General features: G+C 63.4%; 16 protein-coding genes. 12 read left to right on the forward strand and 4 right to left on the reverse strand.

The window, feature by feature from the left end:
* Nucleotides 1–14 precede the first annotated feature (14 nt).
* Entirely contained in the window at nucleotides 15–341 is a 327-nt protein-coding gene (locus BBD46_RS03335) for a hypothetical protein (RefSeq protein WP_071400348.1), read from the reverse strand.
* A 203-nt stretch (nucleotides 342–544) separates the two neighbouring features.
* Between BBD46_RS03335 and BBD46_RS03340 the strand changes: the two genes are divergently transcribed.
* From BBD46_RS03340 to BBD46_RS03390, 11 genes are all read left to right on the forward strand, one after another.
* Complete coding sequence (locus BBD46_RS03340; RefSeq protein ID WP_071400349.1) at nucleotides 545–1,363, forward strand: ABC transporter ATP-binding protein; 819 nt, start codon at nucleotides 545–547, stop codon at nucleotides 1,361–1,363.
* A gap of 101 nt (nucleotides 1,364–1,464) precedes the next feature.
* Nucleotides 1,465–2,301 (forward strand): hypothetical protein, encoded by an 837-nt coding sequence (locus BBD46_RS03345; RefSeq protein ID WP_071400350.1) that lies wholly within the window; start codon nucleotides 1,465–1,467, stop codon nucleotides 2,299–2,301.
* 87 nt (nucleotides 2,302–2,388) lie between these two features.
* Complete coding sequence (gene folP, locus BBD46_RS03350; RefSeq protein ID WP_071400351.1) at nucleotides 2,389–4,911, forward strand: dihydropteroate synthase; 2,523 nt, start codon at nucleotides 2,389–2,391, stop codon at nucleotides 4,909–4,911.
* Nucleotides 4,912–5,163: 252 nt separating this feature from the next.
* Nucleotides 5,164–5,883: a hypothetical protein gene (locus tag BBD46_RS03355; protein WP_071400352.1), complete on the forward strand. Its 720-nt coding sequence runs from the start codon at nucleotides 5,164–5,166 to the stop codon at nucleotides 5,881–5,883.
* Nucleotides 5,884–5,885: 2 nt separating this feature from the next.
* A complete protein-coding gene (locus tag BBD46_RS03360; protein WP_071400353.1) occupies nucleotides 5,886–6,965 on the forward strand; it encodes a hypothetical protein in 1,080 nt (359 codons plus the stop codon).
* Between the two features lie 145 nt (nucleotides 6,966–7,110).
* Nucleotides 7,111–7,257: a hypothetical protein gene (locus BBD46_RS22525; RefSeq protein ID WP_171908146.1), complete on the forward strand. Its 147-nt coding sequence runs from the start codon at nucleotides 7,111–7,113 to the stop codon at nucleotides 7,255–7,257.
* An 8-nt stretch (nucleotides 7,258–7,265) separates the two neighbouring features.
* Nucleotides 7,266–8,249 carry a YeiH family protein gene (locus tag BBD46_RS03370; protein WP_071400355.1) on the forward strand — a complete coding sequence of 328 codons (984 nt, stop codon included), beginning with the start codon at nucleotides 7,266–7,268 and terminating at the stop codon, nucleotides 8,247–8,249.
* Nucleotides 8,250–8,588: 339 nt separating this feature from the next.
* Nucleotides 8,589–9,563, forward strand: coding sequence for a PstS family phosphate ABC transporter substrate-binding protein (locus tag BBD46_RS03375; protein ID WP_071400356.1), 975 nt, complete (start codon nucleotides 8,589–8,591; stop codon nucleotides 9,561–9,563).
* Between the two features lie 8 nt (nucleotides 9,564–9,571).
* On the forward strand, nucleotides 9,572–10,513 hold the full coding sequence (gene pstC, locus BBD46_RS03380; protein ID WP_071400357.1) for a phosphate ABC transporter permease subunit PstC: 942 nt from the start codon (nucleotides 9,572–9,574) through the stop codon (nucleotides 10,511–10,513).
* On the forward strand, nucleotides 10,513–11,373 hold the full coding sequence (locus BBD46_RS03385; RefSeq protein ID WP_071400358.1) for a PstA family ABC transporter permease: 861 nt from the start codon (nucleotides 10,513–10,515) through the stop codon (nucleotides 11,371–11,373). The genes pstC and BBD46_RS03385 overlap by 1 nt, the downstream gene beginning before the upstream one ends.
* Entirely contained in the window at nucleotides 11,370–12,242 is an 873-nt protein-coding gene (locus BBD46_RS03390; RefSeq protein ID WP_071400359.1) for a phosphate ABC transporter ATP-binding protein, read from the forward strand. Before BBD46_RS03385 ends, BBD46_RS03390 begins: the two co-directional genes overlap by 4 nt.
* Nucleotides 12,243–12,305: 63 nt before the next feature.
* Here the strand turns inward: BBD46_RS03390 and BBD46_RS03395 are convergent, their stop codons facing one another.
* Entirely contained in the window at nucleotides 12,306–13,730 is a 1,425-nt protein-coding gene (locus tag BBD46_RS03395; protein WP_071400360.1) for a hypothetical protein, read from the reverse strand.
* Between the two features lie 265 nt (nucleotides 13,731–13,995).
* Between BBD46_RS03395 and trpB the strand changes: the two genes are divergently transcribed.
* On the forward strand, nucleotides 13,996–15,165 hold the full coding sequence (gene trpB, locus BBD46_RS03400; protein ID WP_071400361.1) for a tryptophan synthase subunit beta: 1,170 nt from the start codon (nucleotides 13,996–13,998) through the stop codon (nucleotides 15,163–15,165).
* A gap of 588 nt (nucleotides 15,166–15,753) precedes the next feature.
* On the opposite strand, the gene BBD46_RS03405 is transcribed toward trpB, so the two are convergent.
* Both BBD46_RS03405 and BBD46_RS03410 read right to left on the reverse strand, forming a co-directional pair.
* Nucleotides 15,754–16,512, reverse strand: coding sequence for a GNAT family N-acetyltransferase (locus BBD46_RS03405; RefSeq protein ID WP_071400362.1), 759 nt, complete (start codon nucleotides 16,510–16,512; stop codon nucleotides 15,754–15,756).
* 174 nt (nucleotides 16,513–16,686) lie between these two features.
* Entirely contained in the window at nucleotides 16,687–17,187 is a 501-nt protein-coding gene (locus tag BBD46_RS03410; protein WP_071400363.1) for an NUDIX domain-containing protein, read from the reverse strand.
* Nucleotides 17,188–17,327: the final 140 nt, after the last annotated feature.

Consider the following 17,327-nt stretch of genomic DNA (forward strand, 5'->3'; position numbering starts at 1 on the left):
CCAGAGAATATCAATCAGTTGGTGGTTTGTAGCTGCGAGCATGCCGAATCTCTGAGGTTCGCGGCGGCGGTAAACGTTCGAATCCCCGCCATCAGGATGAGAAAGAGCCAGACGAGTGCGGTGACACCCGAGACGATCTCGAGTGCGATCGGCGCGTCGACTGCACCAGTCGCGACCTCCTCGCCAAAGGTGGGGAGGATCAACAACCCGACTGCGGTGACGGGACCGAGCGCAAGGAGGGCGATACCGGCCATCATGAGCAGTTTCATACGATCGCCGACGACCGTCCGAATCGTCCGTCGGACCTGCGTTCGCGCGATGACGGTTGCGGGCGAACTCATCGGGGATCACCGGGATGCGGTCTGTAATCCGCCGGTGAACCGACGGAAGCGAGGAGTGGAAGGGCCATACTGACCGTTGAACGATAACCGGTATAAACACTTTGGAGCGTTGTCATTCCTTGGCTGCACGAATCATCAGCCGAGACTGCGCGATCCTGATAAGTATGTCACAAATTTAACTCCCTGCACGCGAAACGGCCAGTATGGCCCCCAACGCGTCCCCCGAGTCGGCGACGACGTCCGAAACAGCGCCCGCTATCGCCACGGACGACCTCACGAAGCAGTACGGCGACACCACTGCCGTCTCCGGACTGACGATCGAAGTCGAACGCGGCACCGTCTACGGTTTTCTCGGCCCCAACGGTGCCGGCAAAACGACGACGATGCGGATGCTGACGACGCTGACACAACCCACGTCGGGCACCGCCCACGTCGCCGGCCACCCGATCACCGACCGCGAGTCCGTCACGCCACACATTGGCTACCTCCCCGAGGAGCCGCCCATCTACGACGAACTCTCGGGCCGCGAGCAACTCGAGTACGCCGCCGGTCTGCGAGATCTGCCGGACGAGCAAGCGAGCGAGCGAATCGAGAGCCTCCTCGAACGGTTTGACCTCACCGACGACGCGGACAAGCGCATTGCAGATTACTCGAAGGGAATGCGCCAGAAGGTCGGCGTCATTCAGGCGGTGCTCCACGAGCCTGCAGTCGCCTTCCTCGACGAGCCGACGAGTGGGCTGGATCCGCGTGCGGCCCGGACGATGCGCGAGACGATCGCGGATCTGGCCGACCAGGAGATGACCATCTTCCTCTCGACGCACATCCTCTCGGTCGTCGACGACCTGGCCGACCGGATCGGGGTGCTCCACGACGGCGAACTCGTTGCGCAGGACGACCCCGAGACGCTGAAATCCCGGGCTGAGACCGCAGAGACGCGCAGTCTGGAGGATGCGTTCCTCGAAATCACGAAGGACTCGGCCGACGACTCGGCAGGGCTGGCTGCAGAGACTGGACTCGAGTAGCCTCGGTTCGGCTTCGGTTCGATTTCGGCACGGTCCCCATCGGCCCCGTTCCAGACGGCTCCGGCTTCGACGCACATGCGTGAACCCACGAGAGATTGAGTATGACAGCAGCCGACTCACCACGCCGACCATCACTGCGCTCGCTCGCCGTCGGTGCCATCGGTGGTCTGCTGAACGTCACCTGCGTACTGGCGTTGTTCGTCCGCGGGAGCTATCCGATACTTGACTCTCCCACGCAGCTCGCAGTGCTCGCATTGGCAGGATTCGCACTGGGGTTCGTTGCACTGTTCATCACGTCCTATACACGATTGCTGACTCCTGCCGTCGGCTTTCTTGCCGTTCTTGTGGGGACAGTGTACCTCGAACTTACGACACCGCTGCCCGAGTGGGAAGAACTGGGTGACTACGTAATCGTCGACGGACCGACGCACGTCTCGAGTTACGCGCACACGTGGTACGTCTGGCTCTCGCTGGTCGTCGTCGCCGGGCTCGTCGAGTTCGGACTTCGACGGGGGTACGGCGTCGGCGACGGACGACTTCGAAACCTGCCATCGCTTCCGTTCTCGCGACGTGGTCTCGGTCGGACTGTCGGCACCGCTGCCGGACTCGTCGGTCTCGCGACAGCGCTACTCGTGCTCCGGGCGGGGATTCAGCCGTCGGCGTCGGTAGTTGTCGTCTTCGTCGTCGCGACTGCTGTCACCGCGATTCCGCTGGCGGCGTTGCTTTCGCGCGGGTTGGTCGTCCCGATTGCGCTGTTCGCACTGGTCCCGTACGCGCTCGCGGTCGAGGTGTTCGTCACCACAGACAGCCCCGTCCACATCCTTCTGTTCGGGCCGTACGCACTCGTGTTGCTCGTCGCCGCGGCGGTCGAGTACTGGTTGCGCGCGAAGCTCGGTGGCTGGGACGGTGGTCGGTTCGCAAATCGCCAGTCGGCATGAGGGAAACGAGTGGAGAGACCGGCATCCAGTCGGTCGAATCGGGGCCGAGTCCGACACCCTAAAGCGGACTGGCTCTGTGGTTCGGATATGGAGTATCACGAGGCGGCGGACGTTCTCTTCGGCTTGCGGCGCTTTCGACCGAAGCCGGGGACGGCGTCGACGGCGCAGCTACTTGCAACCCTCGACGATCCACACGAGGACGTCGCGTTCGTGCAGGTCGCCGGCTCGAACGGGAAGGGCAGTACGGCGCGGATGGTCGAACAGACGCTTCGCGAGGCGGGACTCTCGGTCGGACTCTACACCTCTCCCCACCTGGAGGACCTCCGCGAGCGCGTCCGGGTCGACGGCCGGAAGATTCCCCGCTCGGCAGTCTGTGCGTACGTCGAATCGGTCCACGACTACCTGACGGAGCAGGCCGCCGACGGAAACTCGCCGACGTTCTTCGAGGCGATGACCGCGATGGCGATCTGGCAGTTCGGCCGCGAGAACGTCGACGTGGCCGTCCTCGAGGTCGGCATCGGCGGCCGGTACGACGCAACCAGCGTCGTCGATCCCGTCGCGAGCGCGGTCACGAGCGTGACGCTTGAACACACCGGCATTCTGGGCGAGACGGAAGCCGAAATCGCCCGCGACAAGGCTCACGTCGCGCCCGCGGACGCACCGCTCGTTACGGGCGTCACCGGGCCGGTACTCGAGTCCATTCGCGAAGTTGCAGGCGAGGTCGTTACAGTTGGAACGAGGGGTGGGGGGCAGGGAGCGGGCGGTGACGACGAGGCGACGACACCGGATGTGCGCGTCGAGTACGGCGGGCGTGCGAACCACACTGAAGCCGCCGTCTCCATTGACGCCGACGACTGGTCCGTCTCGACGCAGATCCCGCTGCCAGGTACCCATCAGGCCGAAAACGCCGGCATCGCCGCCGCGCTCGCACGCCAGGTCGCCGACGTGTCGACCGACGAACTCGCACGCGGGCTGCGAAACGCTCACTGGCCGGGTCGCTTCGAGGTGATGGGGACCGAACCGCTCGTCGTCCTCGACGGCGCGCACAATCCCGGTGCCTGCGAGCAACTCGCCGCCACGCTCGGAACGTACGAGTTCGACGAGCTCCACCTCGTCTTCGGTGCGATGCACGACAAGGACCACCGCGAGATGGCCGCGGCGCTACCGACACCCGACGCCGTACGTACGGCGGAGCCGGGACTCGACCGTGCCGAGGACCGCGACGTGCTCGCGACTGTCTTCGACGACGCCGGCACAGCCCGCGTGAAGACGACGCGGAGCGTTCAGGACGCGCTCTCGCAGGCGCTCGCCGACGCCGGCCCCGACGACTGCATTCTCGTCACGGGCTCGCTGTTCGCCGTCGCCGAGGCCCGCTCGCGGTGGACGACGACCGGGATCACCAAGCGAATCCGCGACCGGTCGGACGCACGGGATGCACTCGAGTCCGCACAGGTTTCCGACGCCGAGGTCGACCGGTTCGACGGTGAGGCGCTCCACCGCGTAGTCAAGACGAATCTGCAGTCCTCGCAGGCGAGCCGACTACAGACCGAACTGGTGCGTCTCGGCGGCGAGTGTGTCGTCTCTGGGGCGGACGACGATCACGGTGAGCGCGTCGATGTCGTGTTGATGGGAACACTCGCGCAGTTCGAGCAACTGGTGTCGACCGTCGATCGCGAGGACGGGCTCGAGACGGTTGCGCGTGAGATTAGTGAGACCGTGGGTATCGAATCGACCTCCAATGCGGCTCCAGCGTCGGAGACCGCTACTCCCACAGCCACCAGCACTGAGACACCACCCTGGGCCGACCGCACCGCCGTTATGGGCATCCTCAATGTCACCCCCGACAGCTTCCACGATGGCGGCGAGTTCGACGCACTCGCGGACGCCGTCGAGCGCGCGGAGGCGATGGTCGCGGCCGACGTGGACGTGATCGACATCGGCGGGGAGTCTACCCGCCCCGGCGCAGAGCCGGTGCCAGTCGAGGAGGAAATCGAACGCGTCGTTCCCGTTATCGAGCGTATCGCGGACCTCGATGTTGCTATCTCGATCGATACGCGAAAGGCGGTCGTCGCCGAGGCCGCACTCGAGGCCGGCGCAGACATCATCAACGACGTGTCGGGACTCGAGGATCCAGAAATGCGCTTCGTCGCGGCCGAGCACGACGCGGGGCTGATCGTGATGCACAGCATCGATTCGATCGTCGACCCGGACCGTGAGGTGACCTACGACGATGTCGTCGAGGACGTGATCGATCAGCTGTCAGAGCGGCTGTTGCTCGCCGAGAAGGCGGGCGTCGACCCGGAGAAAATCGTCGTCGATCCGGGAATCGGCTTCGGAAAGTCGGCGGCGGAGTCGTTCGAGATTCTGGACCGACTCGAGGAGTTCCGCGCGCTCGGCTATCCGGTGCTCGTCGGCCACTCGCACAAGTCGATGTTCGCGCACGTTGGCCAGGGGCCGGACGAGCGGCGTGACGCAACGGTTGCGGCGAGCGCGCTTGCGGCGGATCGGGGTGCGGATCTCATCCGGGTCCACGATGTGCTGGAGAACGTCGCTGCGGTCCGGACGGCGCTTGCAGCGCGGGATCCGGAGCGGTTCGACTGGGAGTCATAGCGGGTCGCGGGAGCAGCTTTGGCGGTCTGGTGGTGCTTGAGTCGTCCATCCGGTGTCACTTCGCTGTTGTCGTGCTGCCGTCCTGTCACTATTTTATCCTGTGACTCTTTCGTCCTGTCACTATGTTGTCTTGAAATCCTGTTGTTCCGGCATCGAATCGAGTCACGATCCGCTGGATTCGTTGCCGACGGTCGCGAGTGTAGTCATCTGCCGGTCCAACCTTCAACCGTCCGGGACGGGTACATCGTATCGATGACAGCACACACTCCCTCCGATCACGGTCGAGATCAGAATCGGGACGACGACTCGAGCGGGTACGGACACGGAACCGCCGGAGCGATGACGCCCGACGCGAGTTCCAAACCGGGAACACTCCCGCTGGTCGGTGGCGGGGTTCTGGTTCTTTCCGCCGTTCGCGCGCTCCTTCGCGGCCAACTTCGATCGATTCCGATCGGTGCCGCCGGCGTCGGCCTGCTCAAGTACGGCCTCTCGAAGCGCCAGGAGGGCGCTTCGGAACAGACGGATCTCGAATCGTTCGCCGACGAGAGCGATCCAGGAGACAGTTCCGCTGCATCCTCTCCGATCGAGTTCGTCACCGACGACTCGGAACCGCGATCGAAACCGAGCCTCGACGGTGAAGACGGCGATCCACGGCGTTCCGAAACGGAGAACGAGGGAGTCGAAATCGACGTCTCCGAATCGGCGACGATGAGCGAAGCCTCAGAGGCAACGGGCCCGGATCCGACGCAGGCAGAGCCCGCCCAGACCGAAGGGACAGAGCCGGAGACAACGCCGAGTGAGGATCTGTCGGACGACCAGGTGGGTAACACTGACGAGGGTGACGAAGGCGGAATCGGTGCCGACTCCGGGGCGGACGACGACGAGAGCGACACTGCAAGCGAAAGCGAGGGTGAAGACGGGGGCGAGAGTGAGGCTGACGACGAAGACGAGAGCAACCACTCGAGTGCCTGAACATGGGAACACTCTCGGCGACGCGATACTACAGCCGCGAGCTCCGGCGTCGTCTCGCACACTACGCCCGCGTTCGCCGACACGGCTACGCCGACCACGGCTCACTCGAGCAGGCCGCCGAAACGATCCTCGCAGAACGGGCCACAGGTGGCGTCGAATCCGGCGGCCACTTTCACGGCATCTGGCCGCGAGACCTCTGTTTTGCCGCTCGCGGGCTGGTCGCCGCCGGCTACCGCGACACCGCCGCCAAAACCGGTGACTGGCTCGTCTCTCAGCTCTCGGACGTCTTCTACACCGACTTTCACACTGGCACCGACTCCCACGCCGCGACGCCCGCCGAAGGCGTCGACACGTTCCCCGCACTCGTGCTCTTGCTCGCCACAGCAGACCGACTCGAGTACCATGCTGAATCGATCGCCACACTGGCCGCCCTCCACGACCGGAAATTCGTCGATTCGGAGCTCGGTCTCGTCACCGGTGCTGGCAGTTCGTGGTGGGATTCGGCCGCCGCGCCGCGGGAAGCCTACAACACCGCGATGTTGCTCGCAGCGACAGCGGTACTGGAGTCCCGCGGGATCGAGACGGTGTTCACCGGGCATTCGGCGGCGTTCCGCGAGGGGCTCGGACGGCTGTGGAACGGCTCGTACTTCGACGAACGCCGGGGGTCGTCGGTGCTCGCTTGTGACGCGAACGTGCCCGCGCTCTACTTCGGGCTCGTCGAGCCGTCGGTGGCGGAGACGATTGCGGATTCGCTGGGGGTACTCGAGACGCCGAACGGGCTCCGGTTGCGCGAGGCGTCGTTTTCACCGCGGGAGGTACATCCGTTTTTTCTGCTGCATCGGGACTACCACACCCAGATCTGGCCCTGGAACAGCTTCGCCTACGCGGTTGGCCTGCGTCGGTACGGTTTCGAGGACCGCGCAGTGCAAGAGGTCGAGCGGGTCGAGCGCTGTCTCGCGCCGGTCGGGACGTTTCTCGAACTCTACAGGGAGACGGGAGAGCCGTACGTCAAGCGCGGGTACGCAGCAGTCAGTGACTTTACGGTTGCAGCGGCGCTCTGGCGCGAGTTTCAGTCGGTGTGAGCCAGAGTGGCGGGAGTCACGAAATTCGATGCGTGCATGCAGGTCCGCATCCCGCAACCGGTCTCGTCACAGATTGTGGCAACTATCTCCGATATCAATGACGGAATCGGCAAGCGTTAAGTGTGCCAGCGAACCGAACCGAAGTATGAACGAAGAGTCTCGGCTGGCATCGCTCGCCGGGGTGCGCTCGCGCTGGAGTGCACTCGAGCGGGACTGGCAGAGCGTCGTGGTCGGCGCGACGGTTGTCGCGCTCGTGTCGCTGCTCGACGTGCACATTCCCTGGAGCTGGTAGCGGACGGGATGGCTGGCGCTTCACGACTGTTTGGGATCGCTGCACTCTGCCTCGGCGCGGTACTTGCCCGGCTGTTCGCCGATACGATCGGCGGCAATCATCTGCTGCTCGCGATCGCGCTCGGATTTCTGCTCGCAAATACGGTCGGCGTTCCGTCGCGCCTCGAGCCCGGAATCGCGACCCACAAGCTGTGGCTCGGTGCCGGAATCGTCCTCATGGGCGCGTCAATCTCGCTCGAAACCGTCCTCGAGGTCGGCGGCTACGTCCTTCTACTCGTGGTCGGCGTGGCCGCGACGACGCTGCTCGCCGTCGAACTCCTCGCGCGCAACGTGTTCGGGCTGACCGATCGAATGGGATCGCTGCTCGCGGCCGGAGCCAGTATCTGTGGCGTCTCGGCGGTCGTCGCGGTCGCTGGTTCGATTCGGGCCCGCGAGGAACAGATCGCCTACGCGGCCGCGACGGTGTTGCTGTTCGACGCGGTCACCATCGTCGTCTATCCGATCGTCGGCGACCTGCTGAACCTTTCCGGGATGGTGTTTGGCACGTGGGCCGGCGTCAGTATGTTCTCAACTGGCCCTGTTGTCGCTGTTGGATTCGCCCACTCCGAGGTCGCCGGCCAGTGGGCGACGATGGCGAAGCTCTCGCGAAACGCTCTGATCGGCGCCGTCGTCCTCGCGTACGCGAGCTACTACGCCCGGGGATCCGGAGGCGAACGACCCGCTCTCCGCACGCTCTGGGACGAGTTCCCGAAGTTCGTGCTCGGCTTCCTCGCGCTCGCCCTCGTCGCGAGTACGGGCACCCTTTCCGCAGCCCAGCTCACTTCGATCGAGAACGCCTACAGCTGGCTGTTCGTCCTGGCGTTCGTCGGCCTCGGAGCCGAGATCCGGCTCAGCGACCTCCGTACCGCCGGCTTGACACCCGCCATCGTCGTTCTGGTCGCGTTCACCGTCAGCAGCGTCCTCTCGCTCGCGACGCTGCTCCTGTTGTTCTGAGCGGAGCGAACGGAGCACGACCCCTCAGTTGGAGTCGCGTTCGAGAATCCGGCAAGATACATGTCGGCAGATCGCCTCCGTGAGGGGCAGCACTGGCCCCCGAAACGAGCGTTCGGGACCGGCGGTCGGCAGCGCTCACGAACCGGGGATGGAGCGCACGTGCCATCGTTGTCTCCTGTCGCCATCGACTACCCCTGGTCACCGGACGAAATGTGGCCCCGATCGGAGGGAGAGAGTGACAATCATGCTGTCGCAAGTATTGCACCCATCGGGTTCTATGGCGGAGAATTGCTGGGTGGAGAGCTCCTACAAGGGACGGGCTCATACAAAGGGCAACGAATGGAACGAGACTATTCGCGACGCTCTGTACTGGGGCTTTTCGGAAGTGGATCGGTTGCTGCGGTGGCTGGCTGTCTCTCCGGTTCTAGCACTGATGTCAATATTTCGGGCGGCGTCGGACCGCGAATGGCGGTCGAAAACTGGGCGGATATCTACGGCGACGAACACGACGTGACGTTCGACGTCAGCGGCGGCGGAACCGGCGTCGGCGTCTCCGAGCTCCTCGAGGATCAGGTCGACATCGCGATGATGGGCCGCGATCCCTTCGAGGAGGAGATCGATCGCGGACTGTTCGCCGTCCCGATGCTCATCGACACGGTCGTCGGCACCATCAACGAGGACAACCCCATCTTCGACGAAATCCAGGAACGCGGGCTCACCCGCGAGGACATGGCGGCGATCTTCACGAAGGAGGTCGAGAACTGGGGCGACGTCTACGACGATGTCGACGTCGACGAGGAGATCACCGTCTACGGTCGGTCCGACGCCTCGGCGGCATACAAGCAGTGGGGCGACTTCCTCGGCGGCGAGGACGACGCCTACTCCGAGAACGAACTCGAGAACCTCTCGGACGGCAACCACGACGGCGACTCGGCGGTCGCGGATGCGATCGCCAGCGGCGAGAACGCGATCTCGCTGAACAACATCAACTACGTCTACGACCTCGACAGCGGCCAACTTGAGGGACCCGTCCGGCCCATCCCCCTCGACCAGGACGGCGACGGGCTCTCCGACGAGGAGGACTTCTACGACAACCGCGACGAGATGCTCACGGCCGTCGAGGAGGGGAACTACCCGATGCCGCCGGCTCGGGAGATGTGGCTCGCCTCGAACGGCCAGTTCGAGGACGAGGCCTACGACTTCGTCGAGTGGGTCCTGACCGACGGACAGGAGTACGTTAGCGAGAGCGGCTACGTCCCGCTCGAAGACGACCGCCTCGAGGAGGCCCAGCAGAACCTCGAAGAGGGGCCCTGAGCTGAACGATGGCGGAATCGACGGAATCGACCGAGTCCAGTCGGACGCGAGGTCGCCTCTCTACGCGGCTGCGACGCGAACGGATCAGCAGCGTCTGGTTTACGGTCGCCGGTTGCTTCGCGATCGGAATCTTCGTGCTGATCGTTGTGACGATGGTCTACCAGTCCCTGCCGCTGTTGCAGGAGTTCTCGGTCGCGCAGATGGTAACGTCGTCGAACTGGAACCCCGGAGAGAACCAGTTCGGGTTCCTCCCTGCAATCGTCGGGACGGTGTACGTGAGTATTCTCACCATGGCGATGGGGACGCCGATCGCGATCCTCACGGCGATCTACCTCGCCGAGTACGCCGAGGGACGGATGAAGACGCTCGTCGGGACGTTCATCGACGTGCTCGCGGCCATTCCCAGCGTTATCTTCGGGCTGGTCGCCCTGCTCGTCGTGGTCCCGTTCGTCGGTAACTACCTGGCACCGGCCTTCGGCTCGAGCGCCACCGGCCAGGGTATCTTCACCGTGAGCCTGGTGATGTCGATCATCGTCACGCCGTTTATGATCTCGCTGTCCGTCGAGTCGCTCGAGGCACTGCCAGACGAACTGCGCGAAACTTCCCTCGGCGTCGGCGCGACCAAGTGGGAAACGATCCGGACGGTGTTGCTCCGGGCTGCGGGACCGGGCATCTTCTCGGCCGTGCTGCTCGGTTTCGGCCGCGTCTTCGGTGCCACGATCGTGCCCGCGATGCTCATCGGGAGCCAGACGCAGATCCCGGACTCGCCGTTCGCGACGGGCCAGACCCTGCCGACGCTGATCGTCAACGACTTCGGTGAGCTGATGAGCCTGCCGTTGACCCAGTCGGCGCTGATCTTCGTCGGCGTAATGTTGCTCGTCGTCGTCTGGCTGTTCAACTTCAGCGCCATGTTGATCCGCCGCCGCCTCAAACGGAGGTGGCAGTACTGATGGACCGCTACGCCAAACAGCGCCTTGTCGGCTACCTCGCACGGGGTGCGACCGCGCTCGTGGTGAGCGTCATGCTGTTCGTCGTCGGCGTGACGATCTTCAGGGGGGCGCGCATTCTGCTCACCAACCCGTCGATCGTCGTTACACCGCCCGGAACCCAGTACATGCTCCGGGCTGAAGGTGGGTTCCTCCACGCGATCGTCGGGAGCATCTTCATCGTGATCCCGGCGACGATCGTCTCCATGACGCTCGCCGTTTCGACGGCGGTCTACCTCCAGAGCGACTACTCGAGCGAACGGTTCTCCGACCTGACGAACATGTTCCTCAACGTGCTCTGGGGGACGCCGCCGATCGTCTACGGCGTCTTCGTACTGACCATCATCTTCGCCACGGGTGCCCGACAGAGCCTGCTGTTCGGGATCATCGCGATCGCGATCTTCCAGTATCCGATCATGACCCGCTACACCGACGAGGCGTTGCGGTCCGCGCCGGATACGGTAAAGGAAGCCTCTTACGGCCTCGGATCGACCAGATTCGAAACCGCACAGATGACCGTGCGCTCGGCGCTTCCGGGCGTCATCGCCGGCGTCATCATGGGCTTCGCCCGCGGGATCGGCGACGCGGCGACCGTGCTGTTCACCGCCGGACGGAGCACGAACATGCCGGCCGGCCCGATGGACGGCGCCACGACGCTGCCGATTCTCATCTACGAGAACGCGACGTCGCCGAACGACGAACTGGTAGCGCAGGCGTACGCGGCGTCGTTCCTGCTCATCGTCGCCGTGCTCGCGCTGATCGGCATCTCGAAGGTACTTGCGGGACGGTTCGCCCGATACGCACCGGGAGGGAGACACTCATGACATCGAACGTAGCACTCACCACGGACGAACTCAGCGTAACGTACACCGGGAACGAGGACGTCAAGGCGTTGAACAGCGTCTCCCTCGAGTTCCCGTCGAACCAGTTGACGGCCATCATCGGCCCCTCGGGCTGTGGGAAGTCGACGCTCTTGAAGTCGCTCAACCGGCTCCACGAGATCCAGCCAAACGTCGAAATCGAGGGCGACGTCTCCCTCGGCGACCAGCCGATCTACAACACCGACGAGCCGGCCCCGGAGATCCGCCGGCGGATCGGCTACGTGCCACAGACGCCGACCGCGCTCCCGCTGTCGATCTATGAGAACGTCGCCTACGGCGTGAAGATCCACGGCGACTACGAGGACAGTGCTGAACTCGACGAGATCGTCGAGAGCTACCTGCGGAAGGTGAACCTCTGGGACGAGGTGAAAGACCGGTTGGATACGCCCGGCGCAGAGCTGTCGACGGGCCAGATCCAGCGGCTCTGTCTCGCCCGTTCGCTGGCCGTCGAACCGGAGGTGTTGCTCTGTGACGAGGTCACCTCCGCGCTCGACCCCATCTCGGCCGAACAGGTCGAGGAGACGCTCAAGTCCCTCAAGGAGGAGTACACGATCATCATGGTCACCCACAGTATGGATCAGGCGCGGCGACTCGCCGACGACGTGGTCTTTCTCTACCTCGGCGAACTCGTCGAGGCCAACGACGCACGGACGTTCTTCGAGAACCCGCAGGCCGAACGAACGAAGGAGTTTATCTCGGGCCACGGTGCGTCGACGTATCTCGAGGAGTCGTCCGACGAGTCTGATTCCGAGGTCCAACCCGATGAGCAGGCCGACGGATCGAGGGACAGACCGGCTGCGGTTGAACAGTAACCGGGCCGCTGTTTTTGTGTCGGAATCGCTGCCGCTACGTCTTCCTCGAGGCTCTGAAAGCGTTCACCGCTTGGTCCACTCGAGTCCAGCCGCAGACGCAGCGTCGTCGGCAATCGAATCGAACCGGTCGAACGTCATCGGCGCGGGGTGGGCGTAGCGGGCGCGAATCGTCTCCGGAAGGTCCTCATGGTACCGGACGTGCGTTTCGATGTCGTACGGGAACTCGGTCTCGTCGACGCCGACGAAGCCGTACTGGTCGCGTGCCCGGCTGAGGACGGAGCGCCAGCGATCGATCGAGCCCAGGCCAGCGGAGTCGACGCCGTGGGCGAACAGCGTCGCCCAGATTTCGTCGTACGGCTCGACGCCGTCCAGATACGAGTCTAACTGGGCGGCGTCGGGTGCGGTGTTGAACGGCGTCCAGTAGGGGATCGAGCCGGTTCGAAGGGTCCACCACGGCTCGACCAGCGCGAACGACTGGACGAACAGCCGGTCGACCGGTCGGTCGAGTTCGGCGTAGCGCTCGCGGTACCGGTCGGCGACGAAGGGGCTCAGCTCGTGTGGTTCATCGAACTGTAACCGTCGAACGTCGTATCCGTTTTCGCCCGCAAAGCGGTCGATATCCTCGCCCAGTGCTGGGTCGAAGCCCCACTCCGCCTCCGGAACGCGCTCGTCCGGTTCCGGCGTATACCACCGGTCGCGGTTCGCTCCCTGCTGTTCGAGGAACTCCGCAATCGCCTCGTCGCCCTCGTAGTACGTCTCGGGGTCGAGCCCGCCGAGACCGCCGACCTGGTACGTGTGGCGGTCGTCGATCCGGACCGCCGGCCAATCGTACTCGCACTCGAGTGTGATGATCGTCCCGTCGGACGCTAGCACCGTCTCGATAAACTCCTCGTAGGCGTCGCCGAGGCGGCGGGATTTCGTCCGGAAGTAGGCCAGTTTGCTGACCATCAGGCGGTCCTGGTTCGGATCGTGCATCTGGTGGAGGGAGACGTCCGGGTTGGCCGCGAGGAACGGCTCGGCGTGCTCGGCACCCCACTCGAGATCCGCGTGGATTGCGTCGGGTGGGAGCGAGCGCGAGACGGGGACGAGGAATGTCTGTGGAAGCCAGGGAACGCCAAGCAGCGCGGCGAGGTGGACGGCTGCGCCGTTGCTCGAGCCGACGATGACGGCGGGATAGCCGCGGTCTGGGTACTGGTCGACAACCCACTGGCGGAACCGCTCGACGTCGACGTTGCCCAGTTCGACCGGCGAGACGCCCTCGTTCGCGCCCCCGGTGGTGTAGATCCCGGTTCGAGCCCGCCGCGGCAGTGAATTGAGCCGGGCTGCAACGGGGAGCAGCCACGAGGGAAACATCCCCAGTGCGGGAAACTCCTCACCGCGAAGCGCACTTGCCGCCGCGCGGACGAACACCGTTGTCGAGTCGAAGTTCGGCAGGCCCGGCGGCGTCGAGCCTTCGCCCGCCAGCAGCCGGGAGAGTCTCAGGGACACGGTCGGCTCACCCCGGGCTGGACGACGATATCGGGACGAGTGGCAACCTGTCTGCGTGGTTCGAGTCGGTGCGTTGTCGAGCGCCGGGCGGCAGTGGCAGCCGTCATCGGAGACGGCTATCGTACCACAGCGGCCCGGATAATACACCGGCCGGCAGGCGACACGCAACACGCGACACGCGACGCCGGCGGCGGTGGCGACGCTCTCGACCCCACCACTGCAGCCGCGGAACTTACTTGCCACTGAAGGGCGTCTCACCGGATATATGACCGACCGAGAGTCTCCAGGCGAGTTCGAGGGTTACGGCGGGCGCTACGTCCCCGAGCCGCTGCAGGAACCGCTCGACCAGCTCGCAGCCGCCTACGACGAGGTCGCATCGACCGACGAGTTTCAGGCCGACTTTCGCGACCATCTCGAGTCGTTCGCCGGACGGCCGACGCCGCTGTATCACGCGAAGAACCTGAGCGAACGCTACGGCGCTGCGATCTACCTCAAGCGCGAGGACCTGCTCCACGGCGGCGCACACAAGATCAACAACTGTCTCGGGCAGGCGCTGCTCGCGAAACGCGCCGGTCGCGACCGACTCATCGCCGAGACCGGCGCGGGCCAGCACGGCGTCGCAACCGCGATGGTCGGCGCGCTGCTCGGCCTCGAGACGGAGATCTACATGGGCAAGAAGGACGCCAAGCGTCAGGCGATGAACGTCTTCCGGATGCGCCTGATGGGTGCCGAGGTCAACGAGGTCACCCGTGGTGGAGAGGGGCTCGCCGACGCCGTCGACGCCGCACTCGAGGACTTCGCCGCGAACGTCGACGACACACACTATCTCGTCGGCAGCGTCGTCGGTCCGGACCCGTTCCCGCGAATGGTTCGGGACTTCCAGTCCGTCATCGGCGAGGAAGCCCGCGAGCAGTTCCAGGAGCTGGCACGAACCGGCGACTTCCCGGACGCCGCAGTCGCCTGCGTCGGTGGCGGCTCGAACGCCATCGGGCTCTTTCACGCCTTCCGCGACGATTCTGTCGACTTCTACGGCGCAGAGGGTGGCGGCGAGGGGGCGGACTCGAGTCGCCACGCCGCGCCGCTGGCGAAGGGGCAAGACGACACCATCCACGGCATGAAAACGCGCGTACTCGACGACGATGTCGAGGTCCACTCGGTTTCTGCCGGCCTCGACTACCCCGGCGTCGGCCCCGAACACGCCATGCTCAACGCCGTCGGCCGCTGTGAGTACACCGGAATCACGGACGAGGAGGCGCTCGCAGCCTTCCGCGAACTGAGCGAGACCGAGGGAATCATCCCGGCACTCGAGTCCAGCCACGCCGTCGCCCGCGCGATTCAACTCGCGGAGGACGGCGAGCACGAGACGATTCTGGTGAACCTCTCGGGTCGCGGGGATAAGGACATGGAGACGGCTGCGGAGAAGTTCGAGCTCTGAGCTGGTTCTGCGTGGATTCTGGGCTTGGGTGAAGCTGCTGGCTCTGTTGAAATGCTCGGCGGCTAATACAAACGGTTTGCTGAATACAGAGCATTAATACAGCACGGCGACTCCGCTTGTTTCACACTGAAAGCGTTGAACCATCCACTCACTACACGTAAGCGATCAGTGGCGGATGGGGGTCGCTGAAGTTGCAGTGTACAGGGAACAGATCGGTCACAATGTAGTTGTCTGTGGGTTGGGTAGTTGAGTGACGCAATTCACGCCCGCCGTTCACGGCGGGATTCTCTCGCTGTTTAAAGATAGAGGAGCACTTCCTAAGGAGTTAAAGGACGCCTGTAACACCTCTCCGGGGGATCTCTTGTACCGTACCAATGTATCATCGAGATCGAACAGAATTGTTTCGATCCGTCCCATATAGTTGTCTAATTGAATAGTACTAGCTAAGACCATATAGCCATACTCCTCTGATGGACAGTCGGCCGTTCAATGATAATGGTACGCAGGTGACGGTCAGTTGCTGAATGTCTCGTCTATACCCAACGACGGAGCCAGCAGAATTCCGTGACCGATCCACACTCTGTACGATTAGCCGGTTAGTTCGAACTGGTGGTAGGTAACGACAGTCTCGAACCCCATCCGCTTGTAGATTGGATAGCCCATCTCGGACGATTGTAACACTCCGACCTGGCAGCCAGCCTCGCGTCCAGCACGGAGCACCTTCCGAGTCATTGCTTCCCCGATCCCCCGTCGGCGGAACTCCTCGACCACGCTTATCGAGTAGACGCCGGCCACGTCCCCACTCCGTATCAAGAGCCCACTAGCAGCGGGGTGTCCGTCCACTCTACCGAGAAACAAGCGCATATCGTCGGCCGCCAGCGCAGCCCGATCGATCCGCTCTGCGGCGTCCAGCGGCCACTCGAAGGCCGACGCCGTAACTCTGCTGAACTCGTCACGTTCGTCCGGGTCGGTCACCTCAACGATATCGGCGACCGAGCTGGGAGGTGGTATCTCGTCAAGCGATTCCATCGCCATCCCAGGTTGCTCGATGGCTTTTACGAGATCGAGGTCGGCACGATAGGGTCTGACTTCCTCAACCGCGGGTTCGACTACAGTGACCCAGAACGGTACGTCCAGTTCGGACATCCATGCGACTGCCGCCGAAAGATCACCATTTGACGGGGAGTCGAAGACGAACACTCGATTGAAAAGTGGTGCTGAAACCACGGCACAGGCCGCTGTAAGTGGCCCGAACTGTCGAATTTTTCCGAATTGGACTTCGTCTGCCAGTGTGCCAAAAGCACACCGCAGGTTTTCGTTCGCATCAGTGACGAGGTCACGCGTCACGAGTACAGTTTCTTCGCATATTGCAATAAAAAGATAGTGTCATACTTTTCAAGAATTGACGTTCGAGATACACGCTATGTAGTCAGCAATCCGTCGCTGTTCGTTTCGCACCTGTGGTTGTATAACAGCCGTTCGGTGGGCAGTAAAAGTACGGCCTTGTCGATCAAACCACCGCTACAACCGTTGTAGTACTCGTTCTACGAGCGGTTCCTCAAAGACATCTGCGGGGAGGTCATCGAACCAGTCTGCCTCTTCGATGGGCTCTCCGGGTTCCCCTAACTCGTCCCCAACTTCGGTGGATTCCGCCCATGCCGAGAACATCACGAACCGAAATGAGAGTGATTTTCCATTGTGTCGTACGATATTCTCCACGATGGCATGGGGGCGGTCGGGTGTGATTGAAACCTCTGTTTCTTCATGAACTTCTCGAATAACGGCTTCACGGAGTGACTCGCTGGGCTGCACACTCCCGCCGGGAGCGAGCCACGCACTGTCACCACCGTGGTAGGTCAGAAGAACTCGTCCCGTCTCGTCTAATACGACCGCCGAGACCACCCACCCAGCACTGAACGCTTCGTTTTCTTCGAGCGCTGCGAAGGCCTCCGCATCGACCTCTTTCTCTACACGTCTTTCGATAAGGTCTTCGTAGCAGTCACGAGGGTCAATAACGTCCATAACGACAGTTTTCTATCTTTACGGCTTAATCTTTAGTTCCTACTTGAAGTGATGACGCTGAAGCGTTCTTGTGACCGATACACGTCCTGAGTTCAACACATACTAAACGAACTGCCTAATTCTTGTCATAAACAACGCGA

This window comes from Natrialba sp. SSL1 (genome assembly GCF_001861355.1).
Taxonomy (GTDB): domain Archaea; phylum Halobacteriota; class Halobacteria; order Halobacteriales; family Natrialbaceae; genus Natrialba.